This is a genomic window from Salmonella sp. NW38 (genome assembly GCF_051807745.1).
Lineage (GTDB): Bacteria > Pseudomonadota > Gammaproteobacteria > Enterobacterales > Enterobacteriaceae > Salmonella > Salmonella enterica.
Genome location: NZ_JAMMTO010000004.1, coordinates 229,432 through 250,959, shown reverse-complemented (window position 1 = coordinate 250,959; position 21,528 = coordinate 229,432). Strand labels below are relative to the sequence as shown.

20 protein-coding genes are annotated in these 21,528 nt (G+C 54.1%); 6 read left to right on the top strand and 14 right to left on the bottom strand.

Going from position 1 to position 21,528, the window contains the following annotated elements; translation table 11 throughout:
- Positions 1 to 155: 155 nt before the first annotated feature.
- A complete protein-coding gene (locus NA624_RS09475) occupies positions 156 to 1,037 on the bottom strand; it encodes an ROK family protein (protein ID WP_001188271.1) in 882 nt (293 codons plus the stop codon).
- A gap of 168 nt (positions 1,038 to 1,205) precedes the next feature.
- Between NA624_RS09475 and aldB the strand changes: the two genes are divergently transcribed.
- Positions 1,206 to 2,744: an aldehyde dehydrogenase AldB gene (gene aldB / locus NA624_RS09470; protein WP_000183988.1), complete on the top strand. Its 1,539-nt coding sequence runs from the start codon at positions 1,206 to 1,208 to the stop codon at positions 2,742 to 2,744.
- 18 nt (positions 2,745 to 2,762) lie between these two features.
- Positions 2,763 to 2,924 carry a hypothetical protein gene (locus NA624_RS09465; RefSeq protein ID WP_001208055.1) on the top strand — a complete coding sequence of 54 codons (162 nt, stop codon included), beginning with the start codon at positions 2,763 to 2,765 and terminating at the stop codon, positions 2,922 to 2,924.
- A gap of 105 nt (positions 2,925 to 3,029) precedes the next feature.
- Here NA624_RS09465 and NA624_RS09460 read toward each other — a convergent pair whose 3' ends face one another.
- Positions 3,030 to 4,985: a glycoside hydrolase family 127 protein gene (locus NA624_RS09460; protein ID WP_001101496.1), complete on the bottom strand. Its 1,956-nt coding sequence runs from the start codon at positions 4,983 to 4,985 to the stop codon at positions 3,030 to 3,032.
- 263 nt (positions 4,986 to 5,248) lie between these two features.
- On the opposite strand from NA624_RS09460, the gene NA624_RS09455 reads away from it, so the two are divergent.
- The gene (locus NA624_RS09455) at positions 5,249 to 6,064 is read left to right on the top strand and encodes an AraC family transcriptional regulator (RefSeq protein WP_000891809.1); all 816 of its coding nucleotides are present in this window, start codon (positions 5,249 to 5,251) and stop codon (positions 6,062 to 6,064) included.
- A gap of 148 nt (positions 6,065 to 6,212) precedes the next feature.
- On the opposite strand, the gene araD is transcribed toward NA624_RS09455, so the two are convergent.
- The 10 genes from araD to yiaK form a co-directional block, all read right to left on the bottom strand.
- Positions 6,213 to 6,908: an L-ribulose-5-phosphate 4-epimerase gene (gene araD, locus NA624_RS09450; RefSeq protein WP_000893166.1), complete on the bottom strand. Its 696-nt coding sequence runs from the start codon at positions 6,906 to 6,908 to the stop codon at positions 6,213 to 6,215.
- A complete protein-coding gene (locus NA624_RS09445; RefSeq protein WP_001244042.1) occupies positions 6,902 to 7,762 on the bottom strand; it encodes an L-ribulose-5-phosphate 3-epimerase in 861 nt (286 codons plus the stop codon). Before NA624_RS09445 ends, araD begins: the two co-directional genes overlap by 7 nt.
- Before the next feature lie 4 nt (positions 7,763 to 7,766).
- The gene (gene ulaD, locus NA624_RS09440) at positions 7,767 to 8,417 is read right to left on the bottom strand and encodes a 3-keto-L-gulonate-6-phosphate decarboxylase UlaD (protein WP_000089523.1); all 651 of its coding nucleotides are present in this window, start codon (positions 8,415 to 8,417) and stop codon (positions 7,767 to 7,769) included.
- Complete coding sequence (locus NA624_RS09435; protein ID WP_000074067.1) at positions 8,414 to 9,910, bottom strand: FGGY-family carbohydrate kinase; 1,497 nt, start codon at positions 9,908 to 9,910, stop codon at positions 8,414 to 8,416. Before NA624_RS09435 ends, ulaD begins: the two co-directional genes overlap by 4 nt.
- A gap of 3 nt (positions 9,911 to 9,913) precedes the next feature.
- Entirely contained in the window at positions 9,914 to 10,900 is a 987-nt protein-coding gene (gene yiaO, locus NA624_RS09430) for a 2,3-diketo-L-gulonate TRAP transporter substrate-binding protein YiaO (RefSeq protein ID WP_000766342.1), read from the bottom strand.
- Between the two features lie 11 nt (positions 10,901 to 10,911).
- Positions 10,912 to 12,189, bottom strand: coding sequence for a 2,3-diketo-L-gulonate TRAP transporter large permease YiaN (yiaN, locus tag NA624_RS09425; RefSeq protein ID WP_000301821.1), 1,278 nt, complete (start codon positions 12,187 to 12,189; stop codon positions 10,912 to 10,914).
- A 2-nt stretch (positions 12,190 to 12,191) separates the two neighbouring features.
- Positions 12,192 to 12,665, bottom strand: a complete 474-nt coding sequence (gene yiaM / locus NA624_RS09420) for a 2,3-diketo-L-gulonate TRAP transporter small permease YiaM (protein ID WP_000832313.1) — start codon at positions 12,663 to 12,665, stop codon at positions 12,192 to 12,194.
- 138 nt (positions 12,666 to 12,803) lie between these two features.
- Positions 12,804 to 13,736 carry a DUF4862 family protein gene (locus NA624_RS09415; RefSeq protein ID WP_000794973.1) on the bottom strand — a complete coding sequence of 311 codons (933 nt, stop codon included), beginning with the start codon at positions 13,734 to 13,736 and terminating at the stop codon, positions 12,804 to 12,806.
- Between the two features lie 23 nt (positions 13,737 to 13,759).
- Entirely contained in the window at positions 13,760 to 14,224 is a 465-nt protein-coding gene (locus NA624_RS09410) for a YhcH/YjgK/YiaL family protein (RefSeq protein ID WP_000576099.1), read from the bottom strand.
- A gap of 11 nt (positions 14,225 to 14,235) precedes the next feature.
- Positions 14,236 to 15,234 (bottom strand): 3-dehydro-L-gulonate 2-dehydrogenase, encoded by a 999-nt coding sequence (yiaK, locus tag NA624_RS09405; protein ID WP_000869008.1) that lies wholly within the window; start codon positions 15,232 to 15,234, stop codon positions 14,236 to 14,238.
- Between the two features lie 229 nt (positions 15,235 to 15,463).
- On the opposite strand from yiaK, the gene yiaJ reads away from it, so the two are divergent.
- Together yiaJ and NA624_RS09395 are read left to right on the top strand one after the other, a co-directional pair.
- Positions 15,464 to 16,264, top strand: coding sequence for an IclR family transcriptional regulator YiaJ (gene yiaJ, locus NA624_RS09400; RefSeq protein WP_000081338.1), 801 nt, complete (start codon positions 15,464 to 15,466; stop codon positions 16,262 to 16,264).
- A 116-nt stretch (positions 16,265 to 16,380) separates the two neighbouring features.
- Positions 16,381 to 16,854, top strand: a complete 474-nt coding sequence (locus NA624_RS09395) for a 4Fe-4S dicluster domain-containing protein (RefSeq protein ID WP_001078817.1) — start codon at positions 16,381 to 16,383, stop codon at positions 16,852 to 16,854.
- 36 nt (positions 16,855 to 16,890) lie between these two features.
- Here the strand turns inward: NA624_RS09395 and avtA are convergent, their stop codons facing one another.
- Together avtA and NA624_RS09385 are read right to left on the bottom strand one after the other, a co-directional pair.
- Positions 16,891 to 18,141, bottom strand: coding sequence for a valine--pyruvate transaminase (avtA, locus tag NA624_RS09390; RefSeq protein WP_000144388.1), 1,251 nt, complete (start codon positions 18,139 to 18,141; stop codon positions 16,891 to 16,893).
- 173 nt (positions 18,142 to 18,314) lie between these two features.
- Entirely contained in the window at positions 18,315 to 20,342 is a 2,028-nt protein-coding gene (locus tag NA624_RS09385; protein WP_000761301.1) for an alpha-amylase, read from the bottom strand.
- Between the two features lie 315 nt (positions 20,343 to 20,657).
- Between NA624_RS09385 and NA624_RS09380 the strand changes: the two genes are divergently transcribed.
- Positions 20,658 to 21,482, top strand: a complete 825-nt coding sequence (locus NA624_RS09380) for a protein bax (RefSeq protein WP_001562170.1) — start codon at positions 20,658 to 20,660, stop codon at positions 21,480 to 21,482.
- The last annotated feature ends 46 nt before the right edge of the window (positions 21,483 to 21,528 follow it).

Sequence of the window (21,528 nt, the reverse complement as noted above, 5' to 3'; positions counted from 1 at the left end):
TCAGAATAGTTTTGCCCATATTTTTTGCGCCTTAGTCAGGCGACTCACGATGAGATTGTGGAAATTTATCGCGCGGCGATGTAACGCCTTTGCCCGGTGGCGCGGACGCTTACCGGGCCTGCGTAGACGATGCAGGCCGGATAAGGCGTAATACGTTAGCTTCGGTCGAGCTTTTGCTGCGCCAGCCAGACGGCGCCCAGCCTGCCCGCCTGATTTCCCAGTTGGCAGGGCTGAATCGGCACCTGGAGCGCCTCCCACATTTCAAACGTTTCAAGATGCCGCGTCAGGAGCGGGTAGAGTTTTTCCTGTTCGCTTATTCCTCCGCCGATCAGCACCACGCCCGGATCAAACATAGAGATCACGCTGTAAACGCCGCGTGACAGATAACGCGCCCAGTCATTGACCGCCTCACGCAGATGAACATCGGTCGCCATTCGTTCGAAGATCACATCCGCAGGCGGCATCTCTTCGGCAGGCAGTGCCAGCGCCTGGCGGCACGACGCCATTAATCCGCTGGTTGACGCGATTTTATGCATACTTTCGCCATTGTTCCCGACCGGCATGACGCCGAATTCACCGGCATGGAAATGTGCGCCGCGATACAGCTCTCGTCCGACGATAATACCGCCGCCAATGCCGGTTCCAATGGTGATACAGACCAGATTGTCATAATGCTGCCCGGCGCCTCGCCACATTTCGCCCAGCGCCGCGCAGTTCGCGTCGTTCTCCACGACCAGCGGCAGATCGGTCAGCCCGCTGAACAACTCCATCAGGTTGACGTCATCCAGGTAAGCCAGCGCGCCCGCTTTTGCCGCATGACCGTTATGGGGATTAATATGGCCGGGGAAACTGACCCCGATTGCCGCAATGTCATAGTCCTGTTGGCAACGCGCCACCACATCCTGCCATTTGCGGGTAAACGTGGAGGCGTCCTCTGGCGTATCGAATTGATGATGGGTTAATTCTTCGCCGTCACTGTTAATCACGCCATATTTGACGTGAGTTCCTCCCACATCAATACCGATATATTGCTGCATAGTGTTCTCCGTACGTTAAACAGGCACCTGTTTAGTATGGCTAAAACCAGACGGAGAAACGTAAAGGAAAGTAATTCGTGATTGCTGTCGTAAAGCGGAAAACCATTGGCGAAAAATTCACCAGTACCGTCTACCCTTGTGGAGTACCTTTACAATAAGGAGTTGGTCATGACGAACAATCCCCCTTCAACACGTATTCAGCCAGGTGAATACGGGTACCCACTGAAATTAAAAGCCCGCTATGACAATTTTATTGGCGGTGACTGGGTTGCGCCCGCCGACGGCGAATATTATCAAAACCTGACGCCAGTGACCGGCCAGCCGCTATGTGAAGTCGCTTCCTCCGGTAAAAAAGATATCGATTTAGCGCTCGACGCCGCGCATAAGGCGAAAGATAAGTGGGCGCATACGTCAGTACAAGACCGTGCCGCTATCTTGTTTAAGATCGCCGATCGGATGGAACAAAACCTCGAACTGTTGGCGACAGCGGAAACCTGGGATAACGGTAAACCGATTCGTGAAACCAGCGCCGCCGACGTACCGCTGGCGATCGATCATTTCCGCTATTTCGCCTCCTGTATACGTGCGCAGGAGGGTGGGATCAGCGAAGTTGATAGCGAAACCGTGGCCTACCATTTTCACGAACCGCTTGGTGTCGTGGGGCAGATAATCCCGTGGAACTTTCCGTTGTTGATGGCAAGCTGGAAAATGGCGCCAGCGCTGGCGGCGGGTAACTGCGTAGTGCTTAAACCGGCACGCCTGACGCCGCTTTCCGTTCTGCTGTTGATGGAAGTCATTGGCGATCTGTTACCGCCGGGCGTCGTCAACGTCGTGAACGGCGCGGGCGGCGAGATCGGTGAATATCTGGCGACCTCGAAACGTATCGCGAAGGTGGCGTTTACCGGTTCGACGGAAGTGGGTCAACAGATCATGCAGTACGCCACGCAGAATATTATTCCGGTGACGCTGGAGTTAGGCGGTAAATCGCCAAATATCTTCTTTGCTGACGTGATGGATGAAGAAGATGCGTTCTTTGATAAAGCGCTGGAGGGTTTTGCCCTGTTTGCCTTTAACCAGGGCGAGGTGTGTACCTGTCCAAGCCGTGCGCTGGTCCAGGAGTCCATCTATGAGCGCTTTATGGAGCGCGCTATTCGCCGGGTAGAGAGCATTCGCAGTGGGAACCCGCTAGATAGCGGTACGCAAATGGGGGCGCAGGTCTCCCACGGCCAGCTTGAGACTATCCTCAATTATATCGATATCGGTAAAAAAGAGGGGGCCGATATTCTGACCGGTGGGCGACGCAAGGAGCTGGATGGCGAACTTAAAGAGGGCTATTACCTTGAGCCCACTATCCTGTTTGGTAAGAATAATATGCGCGTCTTTCAGGAGGAGATCTTTGGCCCGGTGCTGGCGGTAACCACCTTTAAAACCATGGAGGAGGCGCTGGAAATCGCTAACGATACGCAGTATGGCCTCGGCGCAGGCGTCTGGAGCCGCAATGGCAATCTGGCTTATAAGATGGGTCGCGGCATTCAGGCCGGGCGCGTATGGACCAACTGCTATCACGCCTATCCGGCACACGCGGCGTTTGGCGGCTATAAGCAGTCGGGCATCGGGCGCGAAACGCATAAGATGATGCTGGAACACTACCAGCAAACCAAGTGTCTGCTGGTGAGCTATTCCGATAAGCCGCTGGGGCTGTTCTGACGCAAGAGGTAATGCCCGATGGCGCTGCGCTTATCGGGCCTACCGCATTGTTATCAGCCTGGTGGTAATGCCCGATGGCGCTGCGCTTATCGGGCCTACCGCATTGATATCAGCCTGGTGGTAATGCCCGATGGCGCTTCGCTTATCGGGCCTACCGAATTGATATCAGCCTGGTGGTAATGCCCGATGGCGCTTCGCTTATCGGGCCTACAAAAATTCATCGCAATATACTGATATTGCAAATCTTGTAGGCCGGATAAGGCGCAGCCGCCATCCGGCACAGTATTACCGCTCGTTGACCCAAATCCGCATTTCGCCCTCGCCGCGGTTGGCCCAGCTAAACCACGGAATGAACGTTAGCGTCTGCGGCTGGCGCGATGACGGCGCGTTATCGTAGTGCCACAACGCCTGATGCTGCGCATCTGGGGCGCTTTGCTTCTCGCCTTCAGCCTGAATCAGCATCTTATGCGCAAAAAGCCCTTTGCCCTCAAAGACCCGGAACTCACTCTCTTTCGGTAACCACAGATTATGCAGTTCTTCGCCGTTATCGGCCTGCTCAAGGCAATAGACCAGCGGCCCGCGCTGAATGGCGACCTTACCGGCGACGTGACGCGCCAGCGGATTGCCATACACGCGGCGAACCGGCATCGGCAGCGTCAGGGTTATCGTATCGCCCTCCTGCCAGGTTCGACGGATATGCAGATAACCTTTGCGAATATCCTGCTCCACTTCCAGCCCGTTGAGCGTCACTTTTGCCTCAGGGCACCAGTCCGGCAGGCGTAGCGCCAGCGTGTGATGTACCGGCTGCACAGAGTCGATGGCAATCTTCACCTGCTCATGCCACGGGTAGTTCCCGCTGATTCGCAGTTTGAGCGCGCCATTTTCAACGGGTACTTCCAGGCTGTTACCCACGTACATATTGATGTACAGCGCATCCGCACGCGGCGTGTAGATGTAGTGACCAAGGGAGGTGAGCACGCGGGCGATGTTCGGCGGGCAGCAGGCGCAGCCAAACCAGCGCTGGCGAATGGGCTTAACGTGATCGTAAATATGGTTGAATTTTAACGATTTTGGATGCACTTCCAGCGGGTTGACGTAGAAGAAATGCTTGCCATCCAGCGCCATACCGCCGAGGACGGTATTGTACAGCGCGCGCTCCATCACGTCGGCGTACTGGCTATCGGCTTCCATTTCCAGCATCCGGCGGGCGAACATCATCAGGCCGATTGAAGCGCAGCTTTCCGCATAGACCGAATCATTCGGTAAATCGTAATCGCAGCTAAAGGCTTCGCCGCTGCTCTGCGAGCCAATCCCGCCAGTGATATACAGCTGACGTTGCGCCATATTTTTCCACAGGCGCAGGCAGTCCTGGCGTTTGCCTTCATCGTTGCTCAGGCGAGCGAGATGCGCCACGCCAGTCATCAGATAGACAAAACGTACCGCGTGGCCAATGGCCGTCTGCTGCTGCGAAATTGGCAGATGCGCCTGGCTGTAGGCTTTATCTTTGACCATCCACGCCGGGCCGTAGGTATGCCAGTAAGAGGTTTGGCCGCGTTTTTCGTACTCTTCGTCGTAGAAGTGCGGTTGGGTGCCGCGCTGTTCGATAAAGTAGCTTGCCAGCGCCATATAGCGCGGCTGCTCTGTTACCTCATACAGACGCATCAGCGCCAGCTCAATTTCCGGGTGGCCCGGATAGCCGTGCAGCTGATTTTCGCCAGGGCCGAAAGTGCTGTCGATATGATCGGCCAGGCGACAAACGACGTCTAGCAGCCGACGCTTGCCGGTGGCCTGAAAGAAGGCGACGCCCGCTTCAATCAGGTGCCCGGCGCAATAAAGCTCGTGGCACTCCGCCAGGTTGCTCCAGCGTTCTTGCGGGGCTTTTGCCGTAAAGTACGTATTGAGATAGCCATCGTCACACTGCGCGGCGGCCACCAGTTCAATCACCTCATCGGCGGTTTTCTCAAGCGCGGGATCGGGCTTCTGGCACAGTGACCAGGCAACCGCTTCCAGCCATTTCGCCACGTCGCTGTCCTGAAAGACCATGCCGTAAAAGTCGCCCGTCTGCTGTCCTGCGGCAATGCGGAAATTCTCAATGGCATGGCTGGGTTCAGCCTCTGGAATACGATCGTTTAACGCATCCCACTGGTAAGGAATAACCACATCGCGAACCAGTTGTTGATACTGTCCAAGGAACGGATCGCTGACCGTCAGTTTATGCAGATCGACTTCCAGTACGTTCATTTCGTGCTCCTTAAGGCTATAGAGGTCATAGATATTCCTCGCTGACGGGGTATTTTATGGCAGTAATTTTTATTTTCGCGTTATGACCTGATTCATTTTGCCCAGATAGCGGTGAGCGACAAGGCGATAAAAGAGTAAAAAAAGATGACGATTCCGACCCGTATTTAAAAATGTGAGATGGATCGAGTGAAATGACTATTTTTAGTTAATAATCAAAGGCTAATATGAAATACGGTGCTGAATGAGCGGGAAATGACATATTAATGCTCGAATTATCCATAACATTACCGATTAAAGTCCAAAACGGCGGATTATTTATTTCTCGCGGCATTGGGCGTCATCCTGCCAGGCGTCTGCAATCGTGGGAAATTATATTTGTGGAAAAAGGCTGCCTGAAAATTCAGGAAGAAGAATGTGTTTTCTGTGTTGAAGCCGGGGAAAGCCTGTTGCTTTGGCCGCATCGCCGCCATATTGGCGTTGAGGAGTTTCCCGCCGATCTTAAATTTTACTGGCTCCATTTTGAGGTCAAAGCGCCGGACAGCGACCCGCGCTGGCTGACGCATCTTTCCGTGCCGCAGCATACCCAGGTTGCCGATCCGCAGGCGCTGATTGCGCTTTTTCGCCAGTTTATGAACGAGCAGGAAAAGCACCAGCGCAGCCCGGCGCTGGAGTTCATCGTGCTGCTGATTTTGCAGCAGCTTACCGTTGACGCCCGGCAGAATGAAAACGCCGAGGCCGCTGGCGTGTCGCTGGCCTGGAAAGTACAGCAACTGATTCGAACGCACTATCACCTGCCGCTTTCCAGCTCGGTTCTGGCGAAAGAACTGCATTGCAATGTGGATTATCTGGGACGCGTTTATCGGCGGGTATTTCAGCTTACGCTAACGGAAGCCATCCACCGCCAGCGGGTGCGCGAGGCGGAAAAGTTGCTGATTAGCGACGCGCGTTCGTTAAAAGAGGTGGCGGAGCGGTGCGGTTTTAATGACGTTGGTTACTTTCGCCAGATCTTCCGCAAGCACACCGGCCTGACGCCTACCGCCTGGAAGCGGCGCTACAGTAAGGAACACGTTAATTCTTGAGTATAATCTTTGGCCCTCTGACAACGCGGTTGCAAACTGAATGCCCGATGGCGCTTTGCTTATCGGGCCTACAAGAGTTCATCGCAACGTATTGATATTGCAAATCTTGTAGGTCGGATAAGGCGCAGCCGCCATCTGACATAGGCTGTTACTGCCCGTAATAGGCATTCGCGCCATGTTTACGCAGATAGTGTTTATCGAGCAGTTCAGATTGCATATCCGGTAGCTGCGGGGCCAGCTGGCGCGAGAACAGCCCCATATAGGCGCACTCCTCAAGCACCACGGCGTTGTGGACGGCATCGGCGGCATTTTTACCCCAGGCAAACGGGCCGTGTGAATGAACCAATACCGCCGGGATTTGCGCCGGATCCAGACCGCGCTCTTCAAAGGTTTTAATAATCACCTCGCCGGTCTGATACTCGTACTCGCCGTTAATTTCCTCAACGGTCATCAGTCGGGTACAGGGGATCGCGCCATAGAAATGGTCGGCGTGGGTGGTGCCCCAGGCGGGCAGATCGAGCCCGGCCTGCGACCAGATCGTCGCATGGCGGGAATGGGTATGCACGATCCCGCCGATCTGCGGATAGCGGCGATAGAGCGCCAGATGGGTCGCGGTATCGGACGACGGTTTTTTGTTGCCTTCAACGACCTTGCCGTTGGCGATCTCTACCACCACCATATCGTCGGCGGTCATTACCTCATATTCAACGCCGGAAGGCTTAATGACCATCAGTTTACGCGTCTCATCGACCGCGCTGACGTTGCCCCAGGTAAAGGTGACCAGCCCGTGCGCCGGGAGGGCCAGGTTGGCCGCCAGCACCTCGGCTTTCAGTTGCTCTAACATGTGAAACCTCCTTCCTTCATCCGTGATTCAATCCAGCGTCGCGCCTGGATAATTTCCAGCACCGGCTCACTGGCTTTCTCTGTCCACATCTCAATCAGAAATGAACCGCGATAATTCAGCTCATGCAGCGTTTTGAAGATGCCAACAAAATCAACGCACCCTTCGCCAAACGGCACGTCGCGGAACTGGCCGGGGCTGTCACCGGTCACTGGCAGCGTGTCTTTCAGGTGGATAGCGGCGATACGGTCGATACCCAGCTTCAGCTCGGCGGTCACGTCGTTCCCCCAGGCGCTGAGGTTGCCGACGTCTGGATAAACGGTGAACCACGGTGACGAAAGCATCTCGTCCCACTTTTTCCACTTGCTGATGGAGTTCATAAACGCGGTATCCATGATCTCCACCGCCAGCATCACCTGCGCAGCCGCAGCCTGTTCTACCGCCCACGCCAGCCCTTCGGCGAAACGTTGCCGGGTGCCTTCGTCGTGCTCTTCGTAATAGACGTCGTAACCCGCTAACTGGATGGTGCGTATCCCCAGATCGCGCGCCAGACGGATGGCTTTGGTCATGATTTCACGCGCCCGCTGGCGCACCGCCTCGTCGCGGCTGCCAAAAGGGAAGCGACGATGGGCGGAGAGGCACATCGACGGGATGGCGACGCCGCTTTCCAGCATCGCGCTCACCAGAGATGCGCGCTGAGCCGAGGTCCATTCGAGGCGCGAAAGGCGTTCATCCGTTTCGTCCACCGACATCTCGACAAAATCAAAACCGCAGCTTTTTGCCAGCACCAGCCGCTCTGGCCAACTGAGATCTTTCGCCAGTGCTTTCTCGTAAATACCTAATGGATGATTACGCATGTTGTTATCCCCAGATGGCGTCAATTTGGGCGTGGAATTCGGCGGCGACCTGCGCCGGATGGGCGGCACCTGCCAGCGCACGTCCGGCGATAAATGCCTTAACGTTAATGTCGCGGAACAGCGGCAGATCGGCCGGGGTAATGCCACCGGTAATTGACAGTTCAAGGCCAATGTCGGACAGCGCCTTCATGCGCGCCAGATCCGCTTCTCCCCACTGCTGCCCGCTGGCCTGCGCATCGCGTCCGCGGTGGTAAATCGCCTGGCGAACCCCGACGCGATACCAGTCTCGGGCGTCGTCCAGCGTCCAGTTGCCGAACAGTTCCATTTGAATTTCACCGCCGCAGGACTGGGCAACGGCATGGCCTTTCTCGACGGTTGCGAGCGGCGCAGCGCAGATGATAGTCATCCAGTTGGCGCCAGCGCTAAAAGCCTGCTGCGCCAGGGTTTCACCGGCATCGGCCACTTTCCAGTCGGCGACGATGATTTTTTCCGGGCACTGCGCTCGCAGGGCTTTCACCGCGCTAAGGCCTTCGGTTAAACAGAGGATGGTGCCAGCCTCAACGATATCGACATGATCCTGTAGCAGGGCAACATCGCGCTGCGCGGCCTGAAGTTGGGTATGGTCGAGCGCCAGTTGCAGTAATGGTCGGCTCATAATGCGTGCTCCTTAATACGGGCGTGATAGCCCTGTAGTGCTTCAATCAAATCCTGGTATTGGCGGTATTTGCGCTGGTAGAGGGCGTGTGCGGTCATGTCCGGCAGCAGCGTGCGCACCGGGTGCTGCAGGTCGCGTTGGGCCTCGCGGAAATCGCGATATACGCCGGTGCCGACGCGGGCAGCCAGCGCCGCGCCGAAGCAGCCGGTCTCCTCCACCTGCGGCAGCTCAATGCGTAAACCGCTGACGTCCGCCAGCATCTGCATCCAGACGTCGGAGTGGGCCGGTCCGCCGGTAACGCGCAGGGCGCAAACGTCGGTAAAACGTTCACGCATCCGGTTGAGGTGGGTCATATGGCTGAAGACCACGCCTTCATAGAGCGCCTGTAGCAGGTGCGCGCGATTGTGCAGCGCCTGCATGCCGTAAAAGCCGCAGGTCATCTCCAGTCCAGCATTGCTGCCGTAGAGAAACGGCAGAAAAAAAAGGTCGCTACCGGCTTTCGGCAGGCTGGCAACCGCCTGGTTGATCTCATCAAAAGAGAGGTCGCCCCACTGGGCGGTGAACCATTCAAGGTTGCCGGAGGAGGTCGGGCTGGCTTCGTGAACGATATACTGCCCGTCATTGACGTAGCGGCCATAGACGTAAGGGTGGGCCTCATGGTCGCGCAGACCGTGAGCGATGCCGCTGGTGACGGCCCAGGTACCCATCACCGCATTGAGCGTTGATTCATCCTCAATACCGGCGCAAAGGGCGGTGGAAACCACGTCAAACAGGCCGCCGACGACGGGGGTGCCCACCGTCAGACCGGTGATGGCGGCCGCCTGAGCGGTGATCTCCCCGCATATTTCGGCTGAACCCACCACGGGGGGCAGCGCGCTGTCGATTTCACTGATGCCCAGCCACTCGGTCAGGCGCGGGTCGTACTGGCCCGTCGCCATGTTGTAGAGGTTGGACTCGGAGATGTTGCTCTCCTCACAGCCTTTAACGCCGGTTAAGCACCAGCGCAGATAGTCATGCGTCATCATGACGCTGCCTATCTGCGCGTAGCGCTGCGGCTCATTCTCTTTTACCCAGCGTAAAAGGGAGACCGGATGCCCGGTCCACAGGGTTTGTCGGGTCAGCGGGTAGAGTTTTTGCGGAACCGCCTCTTTTTGCCAGCGCTGGACAATTTCCATGGCGCGACGGTCGGAAGAGAGTATCGCTTTACCTAATGGCCGATCGCTTTTATCTAACAGGAACAGGCCCTTACCCTGAGCTGAAATACCCAAACCGCGGATTTGTGAGCCGCTCACCCCTGTGTGCGCCAGTAGTTTGCTGATGACCGAGGCGCACTGTTGCCACAGTTCGGTCATATCGCGTTCAACCCAGCCCGGCTGCGGGCTTAAAGCATGCAGCGGCAGGCGTTGCACAGCTACTTCCCGGCCTGCGCCATCGTACAATCCGGCTTTTAGCCAACTCCCACCACAATCTAACCCCAGCCAGTAATTGCTCATGGCTTATTGCACCTCATCCACGGCTTTCAGGAGGTCGGCGCCCTGTGGGTTGTCTTTCAGGAACATATCGCGTACCTGGCTGCCCAGCGCATCGCTGAAGGCTTTACGGTCGATGTCGGTCAGGACTTCAACTCCGGCTTCTTTCATGCCATCGATAATTTTTTGCTGATCTTCGGCGACCAGTTTGCGCTGATAGTCACCCGCTTCTTTGGCGGAACTCAGCAGTGCCTCCTGGAACTGCGGGCTTAAAGCGTCGAATTTGGCTTTATTGATCACCAGCAGCAGAGGCGAATAGGCGTGATGAGTGAGGGAGAGGTATTTCTGTACCTCATAGAATTTCGCTGACCACACGACGTTGATAGGGTGTTCCTGGGCATCAATCGTACGGGTTTCGAGGCCGGTATAGACTTCGGAGAACGGCATCGGAATAGGGTTGGCACCGAAGATTTTAAAGGCCGCGATATTCGTTGGGCTGTTGTTAGTGCGGATTTTTAAGCCTTTCAAATCGCCCGGCGTTTTTACCGGCGCGCGGGAGTTGGTGACGTCGCGCCAGCCGTTTTCCCAGTAGGCGAGGACTTTTAACCCTTTTGAATCGAGTGATTTTTTCAGTTCATCGCCGACTTTACCGTCGAGCGTTTTATGCGCATGCGCGGTATCGCGAAACAGGAAGGGGACATCAAGTAAGTTGAATACAGGGGCCAGGCCGGTGAAATTGTTCGAACCGGACATTTCCATATCAATGGTTCCGCCGCGCACCCCGCTGATCATTGCCTGGGCGTTACCTAATGTGCTGTCAGGAAAGAGTTTTAGCGTTAATTCGCCGTTGGTTTTTTCTTTTAATAATTCGTTAAATTTTTTCGCGGCAATATGTTGGGAGTCAGTTTGCGGTGTTTCATAACCAAAACGTAAAGATTGTGCCGCCAGAGACGACACGCTGAAAACTGTCAGACCTGCTATCAATAATGAACGAGCAATAACGTGTAATTTCATAATATTATCCTTTAATTAATCCATTTAATCGGTGTGATAATTAGCTCGGGAATAAAAATAAATAAAACCAGCAACGACATCAGTACGACAACGTAAGGGAATACGCCTCTTACCGCGTCATCAAATTTCAATTTTGCTACCCCGGAAATAACGTTGAGGACGTTGCCAACGGGCGGTGTGATTAATCCAATAGAGCAGTTAATAATGAACATGACGCCGAAATAAATCGGGTCAATATTGGCTTCTTTAACTAATGGCAATAATACAGGGGTAAGAATTAACACCGTTGGCGTTAAGTCCATCACCATACCGACGACCATAATTGAGATCATAATGACGATAAATAAGAGTCGCGGAGAGTCGACCAGCGGCTGCAGCAAATCTGACACCATCATGGGTAATTCCGCGATCGTAATCAGCCAGGCGGATACCTGAGCTGCGGCCACCAGAAACATGACGACTGACGTCGTTTTGGCGGCATTGACCAGCACGTGGTAGAGACTGGAAAACGTTAATTCCCGATAGATAACCACGGCGACAAAGAGGGCGTAAAACGCGGCAACCGCTCCTGCTTCCGTTGGCGTGAAAAGTCCGGAACGGAAGCCGCCGATAATAATCACCGGTAAAAACAGCGCCCAGATACCTGAAACCAATGATTGCCAGATTTCACGCGGTGTTGCTTTAGGCTGAGAAGGGAGATTTAATCGCCCGGCCTGCCACCACCAGGTGAGCATAAGCGCCGCGCCCATCATGATGCCCGGTGCGATCCCGGCCATAAACAGCTTGCTGATCGACAAGCCGCTGGAAACGCCGAAGATAATAAAAGGAATCGAGGGCGGAATAATTGGCGCAATGATCCCGCCGGAAGCGATTAACCCAACGGAGCGGTTGATCGGATAGTTTGCGGAGCGCATCATCGGCACCAGCAGCGCGGCGACCGCAGCGGTATCTGCTACCGCAGAGCCGGAAAGGCTGGCCATAATCATTGCCGCAATAACGCCCACGTAGCCCAGGCCGCCGGGCTTATGGCCGACCAGCTTCATCGGCAGGTCGACGATTCGCTTTGACAGGCCGCCCGCGTTCATGATTTCACCGGCCAAAACAAAAAAGGGAATGGCCAGCAGGGAGAAGCTGTCCGCGCCGTTAACCAAAGTTTGCGCCATAATCTGCACGTCAAACATATCCAGGTATGCCATCAGAGCAGCGCCGCAAAGCAGCAGCGACCAGGCGATGGGTAAACCTATCGCGATCCCGCCGAGCAGGCAGCAGAGAAATATCACCACGGCCATGATTAGGCTCCTTGCTGTGGTTGTTGAAAGGAATCGTTACGCGTTATTAAGTGATAAAGCCGACGCAGCTCGATTAACGCGATGGCAACGCTTGTGGGCAGACAGGCGATATACATCAGGCCGATCGGTAAACCGAGGATTGGCGAGTGATCGCTCCAGTCCTGCAACGCTTTTTGCAGGCTGCCCCAGCCTAATGCGATGCATAACAATAAAATCAGCGAATGTGTCAGCAGCGAGAGTCGACGCTGATTCGCTGGCGAAAGTTTTTCCACCACAAAAGTGACCTGAACGTGAGCGTTATCCATAAATGCAACGATGGCGCCAATAAACGTCAGCCATACAAATAGATAACGTGATAGTTCATCTACCGACAAAATACTGCTCTCAAAACCGTAACGTAAAATAACGTTAATAAATACAATGCAGGAAAGTACGGCAATTAATACCGCAAGTATGCCCTCAAGTACCCGTTTCATAACGACTCCATCAGGTTATAGAAACTTATTTCTTTCGATGCTGAATAGTGGAACTTAATTTCTTATGTTTGGTTTATATTAGGTCGGCGCAACGTTGAGTTGCAGGCCGAGAATTAAGGTGATGATGTTTAATTCAGGTTAGCGGCGTGTGGCCTTTTTCATCATGTTAATACCATCGCGTAATATATTGATGCGGTGATTAATATCGGCGCTGGCATTGATTTCCAACAATTTAATACCGGTAAACTGCAACAGTTCGGGAGCGGCGGAGGTAATGAGTTCTTTAACATGTTTCTCCGTCATCAGACTTTGTGGACAGAAAGGTGCAAACGGAGCATGGAGGTCCTGCCATTCGCCGTATTCTCCATCCAGCGTTGTACCGGAGAACATCAGCGCCCCGAGTTTTCCAGCCTGTTTGGCCTGCTGCGTGTGGATCAGTGGTAGAGAGGTATCCCGCCCTTCAATAGCCGAGCGCGCCCAGTTAATGCAGACGCTTATGTCATAGTCGGCAATAGTTTCCAGTACGTTTACCAACGGTAAGAATCCTTTGCGCGGTGCGGGGCCGGTCACCGCGTCGCAGTGTTCAAGCACCAGGTCGCAGGACCAGTCCCAGTTGGCAATCTCTTTTAATGAGCGCGCAAAGGCGTCGGTTGCCTGCGCCACGTTCGGATTGCCCGCCAGAGGAGCGGCATGAAGCTCAAGGGCTATGACTTTGCCGGTATTGTTCCCATTGATTTTATTGATCTTCTGATGCAGATGACGATAGTACTCCACGCAGGCTTTACGCTGTTCCTCGTCACTGGACGCTAATCCAAAACCGCCGTTTTCGCTACGGCGGCGCATGGTTTCCATTATCGCGGTGACCACGATTTGCCAGTTTCCCGGTGTATGGCGCAATAACCACTCGTCGCCGAGCGGGTGAAGATGTTCAAGACAAGGCTGCTCCAGCCCCCGGATATCCGGAGTATCAGAGAGTTGCCGCCAGAATTCCGTCTCTTCCTCTTCACTCTTCTGGTGAAATGAGGGTGCACAAGGGTACGCACCGATAATATAACCGGTATTATTTTTCATTTTGTGCTCCAGTAAACTCTATTTTATAAAACGTCTATGGCGACTTTTACGACTATTTTCCGTATCGGCGTAGCAATGCTTTTATTACAACCTGGACGATGAACATCCTGCGGGAAAAACAGGGCATAATTTCCCGGTATCATTTCAATGAATGATTCATGTTCACTGTCGTGATAAAAAATAATATCGCGCTGTTCTAATAATGACTCGCTGATTTGATTATTACCGGTATCAATGGCAACCCCAATTTTCTCTTCGCCCCATGCCAGAAACTGAATATCCAGATAGCGGCGATGGACTTCCGGACGATTTTCAGCAGCATCGCGGGTGGTCATATCGATAATCTGCGCGAAGATATTTTTGCCGTCGATTTCCACTACGCCAGGTTCCAGCGTGCGAAAGTCCGTATTGCGCAGGAAATCGAGCGCCTGCTCTATGGCCGACGGTAGCCGGCACGGATTAGGCTGCGCAATATGTCCAAAAATCATGATGTGGCTCCTTACAGCGCCTGAATTTTGGCCCAGACGCTGTCGTCAATGGTGATACCGTGACGGCGGTTGTCATCCAGCAATTTGGTAAATTCGTGGCCGGGCAGCCGAATCGCGACGTTGTCGTCGGCGCGTTCAGCAGTGGTGATGAAATCCATAATCCGCTGCAGTTTGGCATCGCGGGTTGCGCCATCGATCAGCTTATCCACTTCTATGGCGATGAAAATCTGTGAGACGCCATACTCATCGCTGTTTTCCTGGGTCACTTCGGCAACGGAAGAGCCGTTGGAAAGCAGGGTGGCAATCATGTCCAGCACAATCGACAGACCAGATCCTTTCCAGTAACCCATCGGTAAAATGCGGCGATTTTTCTCGATCACACCCGGTTCTTTGGTCAACTGACCGTTATCGTCGAAACCGCCGTCCACCGGCAGTTCGCGGCCCGCCAGACGGTTAACTTCTAACATCCCGTAGGAGAACATCGACATCGACATATCTACCATCGTGATCGGCGTAGACGGGATGGCGACGATCAGCGGATTGGTACCGATACGGCACTCTTTCGCGCCCCACGGCGGCATGACGGCGATGGAGTTGGTCCAGCAAATGCCGATATAGCCTTTTTCCGCCGCCTGCCAGCCGTAGCTGCCGCCGCGCATCCAGTGGTTAGCATTACGTAACGCCACCAGGCCAATACCATGATCGGAAGCCAGCTCGATGGCCCGGTCCATCATCTTTTTCGCCGTCAGGTTGCCGATAGCGCGCTGAGCATCCCACTGTTCGATGGCGCCGAGGCTGGTAACCCGCTGCGGTTTAGCATCAGGAATAATGTCGCCGTTATCCAGTTGCTGGATGAAGCGGGGAAAGCGGTTCACGCCGTGGGAATAGACACCGGACTCGGTGGTGCGAGCGAACATTTCCGCGCAGGCGTCGGCGGTATCTTCCGCAATATTCCGCGACCGCAAGACGCGGTAGAAGGCCCCTTTTAACTCTTCGAAAGTTACTTTCATCCCTGTTCTCCTGGTCGATTGTTAGAAATTTTAGTATGTTTTTTTGTCTATAAATTTCATAATGCGAAATTCAGTTCCAAATATATAGATCAAAAATTGACATGGCAACGCCAGAGAAGCTTTTTAAAAACGATTAAAATCATCGGGTTATGTTTTTTATGCTGATATCGTGAACTGCAACACACTTTGAGCTACCATCTGATCGCCCAAGAAAGGAGAGAGTTTTCTGATGAGCCAGAACAACGATAAAGAGAAGCCTGCGGGGAGTCAGAGCCTGTTTCGTGGCCTGATGTTGATAGAAATTTTGAGTAACTACCCGAACGGTTGCCCACTGGCGCACCTGTCGGAGCTGGCGGGGTTGAACAAGAGTACCGTCCATCGTTTGTTGCAGGGGCTTCAATCCTGCGGATACGTGACGCCAGCGCCGGCGGCCGGAAGCTACCGTCTGACGACAAAGTTTATTGCCGTCGGCCAAAAAGCCCTGTCATCGCTGAATATCATCCACGTTGCGGCACCGCACCTTGAGGCGCTCAACCTGGCCACCGGCGAGACGGTGAATTTTTCCAGCCGTGAAGATGATCACGCTATCCTGATTTATAAGCTGGAACCGACCACCGGTATGCTGCGCACGCGAGCCTACATTGGCCAGCATATGCCGCTGTACTGCTCGGCGATGGGGAAAATTTATATGGCGTTTGGTCAGCCGGATTATGTGGCGTCTTACTGGGAAAGCCATAAAGATCAGATCCAGCCGCTGACTCGTAATACCATTACCGATTTACCAGCAATGTACGATGAGCTGGCGCAAATTCGTGAAACCAGCATGGCGATGGATCGCGAAGAAAATGAACTGGGCGTTTCCTGTATTGCTGTGCCTGTGTTTGATATTCACCATCGAGTGCCTTACGCCATTTCTATTTCACTGTCGACGTCACGGCTAAAACAGATCGGCGAGAAAAATCTGCTCAAACCGTTGCGTGAAACCGCACAGGCTATCTCTAATGAGCTGGGATTTACCGTTCGCGAATAAGACAGCTCGCCAGGTTTTATCAGGCATCTGACAAAATTTGTCCGTTTGCGTAGTGGGATCAAAGCGGCGGGGAATGGCTCTCTGGCATTCTGGCGTTTTAACGCAGGGGGAGAACAATGAACCGGTTTATTATGGCGGATGCGTCGGCGTGTATCGGGTGTCGTACCTGCGAGGTCGCCTGCGTGGTGTCGCACCAGGAACAGCAGAATAGCGCGGCGGTGACGACGGCGGACTTTGTGCCGCGTATCCGGGTGATAAAAGAGGATAGCTTCACCACGGCCACGGTCTGCCATCAGTGTGAGGACGCGCCGTGCGCGAATGTCTGCCCGGTACAGGCGATTCGCCGTGACCGGGGGCATATCTTCGTGACGCCATCGCGCTGCATTGGTTGTAAAAGCTGTATGCTGGCTTGCCCGTTTGGTGCGATGACCGTGGTGGCGTCCGCGTCAGGCGCGCAGGCGATTAAATGCGATCTTTGCTGGCATCGGGAAGCGGGGCCGGCGTGCGTGGAAGCCTGCCCGACCAGTGCGTTACAGTGCGTTGACGCAGCACACGTGCAGCGCCAGCGCCTCTATTCTCAACCTTTCTGAACGTCGTTCCGGCCTGCATGATGGCCGGAATAACCGTCAGCCTTCACGCCAGGCGCGTTCAATCTCTTCTGCCAGAATTTTTACGCCCGCCTCGATTTTATCCGGTTCAGGCACGTAGTTCATCCGCATACACTGGTGTGTGTGCGGCCAGGGTTTATCCAGTCCGGGAAAGAAATAGTGGCCCGGCACCATCAGCACGCCGCGCGCTTTCAAGCGTTGATAGAGTAGCTCGGTGGTAATCGGCAGATCTTTAAACCACAGCCACAAAAATATTGCGCCTTCCGGTTTATGAATCAGGCAGCGTTCTTCGGATAAATAGCGACGAATGATCGCGATCGTCTGTTGAACGCGCTGATAGTAGAAAGGTTTGATAACCGTTTCCGACAGCCGCAGCAGATCGTTACGCTTAATCATTTCGCACATCATCGCCGGACCCATGCCGCCGGGCGCAAGGCTGATAATGCCGTTCATGTTGGCAATGGCGGTAATCGTCTTATCATTGGCGATGATAATCCCGCAGCGGGAACCGGGCAGCCCCAGCTTTGAGAGGCTCATGCATAGGATAATATTAGGGTTCCACAGCGGGCGCGCCTTGCTAAAGATAATGCCCGGAAACGGTACGCCATAAGCGTTATCAATCACCAGTGGGATGTTGTGCTGATTCGCCAGTCTGTCCAGCTTCATCAGCTCTTCGTCGGTGATAACGTTACCGGTTGGGTTGGTCGGGCGCGAGACGCAAATCATCCCCGTTTCTTCGCCGATGTGCAGATGCTCAAAATCGACGTGATACTTAAACTGGCCTTCCGGCAGCAGTTCAATATTCGGGCGCGCCGAAACGAAGAGGTCGTCTTCCAGACCGGAATCTGCATAGCCGATGTATTCCGGCGCAAGCGGGAATAGTACCTTTTTCGTACTGCCGTCGGCGCGACGTCCGGCGAAGAGATTAAATAAGTAGAAAAACGCGCTCTGACTGCCATTTGTCAGCGCAATATTCTGTGGTTCGATATCCCATCCCAGCGTTTCACGTAGCAGTACGGCCAGTGCATTCAGTAGCGCCGTTTTTCCCTGGGGACCGTCATAATTACAAAGCGCATCAGCGGCTTTGCCGCTTTCTACCATCTCTGTCAGTAGCGTCTGGAAATAATCCTGCATTGCAGGGATGTGTGCCGGGTTACCGCCGCCAAGCATGATGGCGCCTGGCGTGCGTAAGCCGTCGTTGAGATCCTCCATCAGGCGGGTAATGCCTGAATGGCGGGTAAATTTATCGCCGAAAAGTGAAAATGTCATAACGGGTGATCTATCGAACTGTCTGTCAAAGTGGATAACCATAACGCTACAAATGGCGGGGCGCAAATGGGGGTCAGGCGGTGGTATTGATGTTTTATGCTACAAATTTTTATCAGGTTAGTTTTTTATTTTGAAGGGGCTACCGGTACGCGAGGGGACCGGTAGCGCCATGATTAGCGGCGGCCTGCCCAGACGACCATCACCGTATCGTCGCCGTACTGGCGTACAAAACCGTACCCGTGTTTTAGCGTCAGCGTGGTTTGTTGGCCTGCGCCGATGGCGGGATGTCTGGCGCGGAACTGGCTAATACGCTGCCAGTGCGCGACGGCTGCGGCTGACTTTCCGCTCACGTCCTGCCAGTTCATATCTGAACGGGTGCCTTGCAGGGGGTCGGAGCCGGTGGGGCCGAAGGGACGAGCGGATTCATCGCCGTAAAAGATCTGCACCGCGCCCGGCGAAAGCAGCAGCAGTTCCGCCGCCTTATCACCGCCCTCACGGAAAAGGCGCGTATCATGCGAGGAGAGGTAACTTAATACGTTGAAATCCTGCATTTTATCCGCCATCTGCTGCCAGACTGGCCCCATTTCCGCCAGGCAATCGACCGCTTTCGCGGCCTGCTCCTGATAATCAAAATTGATCATCGCGTCGAAACCATAGCGATAATAGTCACTTTTCATGACGCCGTGGCCCCACGCTTCGCCAGTCATCCAGAACGGGCTATCATCCAGCGCTTTGTCCGGATTGGCCTGCTTCCATTCGCGTAATGCCGCGCTGGCCTGGGTTTTTAGCTGTTGCCAGGCAGGAAGCTCAACATTTTTGGCAGTATCGACCCGGAACCCGTCAATGCCGTAATCATGCACCCACTGGCTTAACCAGTGAGTCAGATAATCCCGTGGCGTATAGCCTTCAATGAACTTTGCTTTAGTATCAGGCTTGTTGGCATAGAACGCGGGTAGGCCGGAAGGCGTGGTAGATTCCGTTTTTATATCCGGCAGGAAGGCCAGCGACAGGGTTAAATCGTCAAATCCCGGACTGTCGTAGTCGCCAATATCGGTACGAATCCACTTTTTCCCCCACCATTTTTCCCAGGCGGCGCTGTCGCTGAAGTTGATGTAGTCGTTAAAGCTGTGCCAGCTTTGTCCGGCGGCGGGTCGCCAGTTTGTCCAGCGATCGCCGAGAATTTTTTGCCGTTCCGCGCCGGATAAATAGAGCGCGCCGAACTGATACTCCTGCATATCCGCCAGCGTGGCGTAACCGGCATGATTCATTACTACGTCAAATAAAATACGGATGCCGCGCTGGTGCGCGCCGTCGACCAGCGCGCGGAGATCGGCTTCGCTGCCCATATTGGCATCCAGCGTCGTCCAGTCCTGAGTGTAATAGCCGTGATAGGCGTAATGAGGAAAATCGCCTTTTGTTCCGCCGCCGACCCAGCCGTGGATCTGTTCAAACGGCGAGCTTATCCACAAGGCGTTCACGCCTAATTGCTGTAGATAGTCCAGCTGACTCGTCAACCCGCGCAAATCGCCGCCGTGGAAAGTGCCAATCTCTTGCATACCATCCTTATGGCGACCATAGCTGTGGTCGTTGGTTGGATCGCCATTGCGAAAGCGATCCGTAAGCACAAAATAAACGGTGGCGTTGCGCCAGTTAAAAGGCGCTGATGCATGGGTTTCCGCGCGTTCCAGCAATAAAAGCCCGTGGCTGTCGGCAGGTCGCAGCGTGATTTGCCCGTTTTGGACGGTATCGGTTTGACCACTGTAATAATCGCGCACTACTGTCCCTTCCGGAAAGGTTTGGCGAACATCCAGCGTGAGCGGCGAACCATCCCAGACGGGACACTGGCGGGCGAGCTGCGCGGTGCGTTCAGGTTCAGTTTTTATCGATAACAACAGGGTCGGCGTACCGGAGCGGGTATCTACCGTTATTGTATAGTCGCCATCTTTAAACAAACGCCATTGCGGTGGCGCGCCTTCGCAGGGTTTTAACGACAACATTTGGTTGAGTTTTATAGCGCCGGAGGGCTGCCAGCACTGCTGGTCAATATGGAGCGTTAACGCGCGTGTACCTTTTGTTAATGCAGCATGGCTGGTAAAGCGTCCGGTTTCCTGCGTCGAGAACGTTGGAAAACCGGGCGAGGTCCATGATGAGGCGATCGCGATACCGGGTATCAGCGTCAGAGCGAAGGCGGCAAGTTTCATCACGCTATCCTTTGTGGGCAATATTCATCAGCTTGCCTGGTTTTTAGGCGAATGAACTCCTCCCCCGCAGAGAGTCGCGCAGGAGGAGGCGCGAGGGTGAGCGACGAGGCGCAAAAAAACGCCTCTATTTGCGATAAGCACCACATTTTATTGGCATTATTGCTGTCTGTTATCGTTAATGGTTGACATAGTTTCGGATTAAGACTATTCCCTGAGGTGCTTTTTAAGCCTATTTTTGCTAGAATTTGGGGTTCAAACCTTAACTTCGTGAAAAATAAAAGGTGTTGGAATGTATCAATCCGACCAGGAGACCTAATGATATTGACTCCCATGCGACGATATGGGGCAATGATTCTTATGTTACTCACCATCGCATTTTCGGGTGAGGTGCTGGCAAAGACGCACGCAACGCAAACGAGTCAAAAGTCCCACATAACCGAGAAAAGTTATAAACAGGTTAGCAGTAAACAAGAGTATTCTCGCAATAGTGCAAAGAGCAGTTCACTTCCTGATTTGCGAAAATACCCTTCCGGAACCCCCAGAAAAAAAGCGTTTCTCCGGACCGTTATGCCTTACATCACCAGCCAAAATGCCGCGATTACCGCGGACCGTAATTGGCTGATCTCAAAACAGTACCAGAACCGCTGGTCGCCGTCTGAACGCGCGCGTATGAAAGATATCGCGAAGCGCTATAAAGTGAGCTGGTCCGGCAACACGCGTCGTATTCCGTGGAATACGTTGCTGGAGCGCGTCGACATTATCCCAACCAGCATGGTGGCGACGATGGCGGCGGCGGAAAGCGGCTGGGGAACCTCTAAACTGGCGCGTAGCAACAATAACCTGTTCGGCATGAAGTGCACGAAAGGGCGTTGTACCAATACGCCGGGTAAGGTGAAAGGTTACTCACAATTCGCGTCGGTTGAGGAGTCGGTGAGCGCGTATGTCGCCAACCTGAACACGCATCCGGCTTATTCTTCTTTCCGCAAGTCGCGCGCCCAACTGCGTAAGGCGGATCAGGAAGTCACCGCCACGGCGATGATTCATAAGCTGAAGGGTTACTCTACCCAGGGGTCGCGCTATAACAACTACTTGTTCGCGATGTACCAGGACAACCAGCGTCTGATCGCCGCGCATATGTAATTCTGTGTGCCGGATGGCGCTACGCTATCCGGCTTACAAGGCATCT